This window comes from Duganella phyllosphaerae (genome assembly GCF_001758785.1).
In the GTDB taxonomy this organism is placed as follows: domain Bacteria; phylum Pseudomonadota; class Gammaproteobacteria; order Burkholderiales; family Burkholderiaceae_D; genus Rugamonas; species Rugamonas phyllosphaerae.
On sequence record NZ_LROM01000069.1, the window covers coordinates 1 to 1,729 of the forward strand.

The window sequence follows — 1,729 nt, forward strand, 5'->3', positions numbered from 1 at the left end:
GGTGTTACTGCCCTGTGAAGATCAGGAGAAATGCACCAGGCCACGTCGCGCCGCCACCATGGCCGCCTCGGTACGGGTACAAACGTTGAGCTTGGACATGATGCTCTTGACGTGGAATTTGACGGTGCCAACGCCGATGCCGGCGGCGCGGGCGATCACCTTGTTGCTCATGCCGGTGGCCAGGTGGCCGAGGATGTCGCGTTCGCGCGGGGTCAGCTGGTTGCCGTGGATGCGGCTGGCAAGCTTGATCGCCATTTCCGGCATCATGTATTTTTTACCGGACAGCACGGTGTGGATGCAGGCCATCAGATCGTCGAGCGGCGCGCTCTTGGCCATGTAGGCGCTGGCGCCAGCGCGCATGCCGCGGTCGGCTTCGTCTTCGCCTTCGTGGCCGCTGAGGATGATGATCTTGGCACCGGGGTGGCGCGCGCTGATGCGGCCGATCGCTTCGATGCCGTCGCAGTCTGGCATGTTCAGGTCCATCAGCAGCAGGTCCGGTTGCAGGCGGTCGCACATTTCCATCGCCTGCATGCCGGTGGCCGCCTGGCCCAGCAGCTTGAACGCGTCCTGCTTTTCGATCAGCGACGCCATGCCGGCGCGGATCAGCGGGTGAACGTCGGCGATAACGATGGATGCGGAAGTCAAGGTATTCATGGTCGTGCTCCTCGTGTGGTTGGATGAGCACATTCTCCGCAAAGCCGCCGGTTACGGATAGTTATACAAAGGTATGGTGAATCGGTTAAAAAGGTTAAACCCACCACGGCGCTTACCCTAAAGGGTGAGTGCCACCTGTCCCTCAAGCACTCGTCGCCGGTTTCAGCGCCTGGTATCGTTCGAGGAAAAGTTCGTAAGCCCGCTCCGGCCCCACCGGCACGATGGTCGTTGCGGCTGGTGGCGGCAGGTGGCCCCATTCCATCCAGGCCGGCGGCAGCAGGTCGCGCAGTTCGGTGGCCATGCACACCAGGTCGGCGTGCTTGATGGCGGGCACATCGTCGTTGAATTCAAAGCGCTTGCGCAGCGCCTGCTTGACGGGATGCAGGCGTTCTTTGACATAGTCCCGGCCGAGCATCACCTTGACCGGCGACGGCCAGTCGCCGAGGAATTCCTCGCAGTCGTGCATCAGCGCGGCGTATGCGTGTTCGGGCGCCACCAGGCGTGAGCACATGATCGAATGTTCGGCCACCGAGTACCAGGGCCGGGCAGCGCCGCCCCAGCGCGGCTGCGAAGCGAGGCACAGAGCAATGTCGGTGATGGGCATACCGGTGGCGTCGGGCGCCAGCAGGTTGAGGACGAAGCCGGAGGGCAGCAGGATCGAGGTCCTGCCATCGGGTTTCTGGTGGTCGTGGGCAGTCATCGCCAGATCGTACACCAGCAGCCGGCAATTCTATTTCACGATTAAAAACCTAGGCCTGGCCGAGCAGATCACGCACCTGGCGATAACTCGACGCGGCAGCATTACCGGCCTGGAGCGTGGCGAGGATTGCCGCTGCCGGATTCGGTTTGGCGGTTTGAATCTTGCCGAGGTAGTCGGTCAAGAGCTCGCGGTAGGCGGCCAGGTCGGTGATCTCCTTGTCGCCGTAGTGGCCTTTGACCGGGGTGTTGACCGCCTTGCCGCTTTCCGACAGGAGCTTGGTCATCTCCATGACGTTCTTCACCCCATCCTGTGACAGGCCCTCGATTTGCGGCAGGATGTAATAGATCGGGCCGGTCGGCTGGGTTTTCTGCGGGA

3 protein-coding genes are annotated in these 1,729 nt (G+C 62.3%); all 3 read right to left on the reverse strand.

The window, feature by feature from the left end; translation table 11 throughout:
* Positions 1-21 precede the first annotated feature (21 nt).
* Positions 22-654: a response regulator gene (locus DUPY_RS08290; RefSeq protein ID WP_070247360.1), complete on the reverse strand. Its 633-nt coding sequence runs from the start codon at positions 652-654 to the stop codon at positions 22-24.
* 142 nt (positions 655-796) lie between these two features.
* Positions 797-1,354, reverse strand: coding sequence for a hydrolase (locus DUPY_RS08295; protein WP_070247361.1), 558 nt, complete (start codon positions 1,352-1,354; stop codon positions 797-799).
* Positions 1,355-1,403: 49 nt separating this feature from the next.
* A partial coding sequence (locus DUPY_RS28355; RefSeq protein WP_167359049.1) for a hypothetical protein occupies positions 1,404-1,729 on the reverse strand: 326 nt, incomplete at its 5' end.

What these genes read in the sequence shown, in the direction of transcription:
- DUPY_RS08295 (WP_070247361.1), bottom strand. Translation starts at nt 1,354, where the DNA reads ATGACTGCCCACGACCACCAGAAACCCGATGGCAGGACCTCGATCCTG.
- DUPY_RS08290 (WP_070247360.1), bottom strand. Translation starts at nt 654, where the DNA reads ATGAATACCTTGACTTCCGCATCCATCGTTATCGCCGACGTTCACCCG.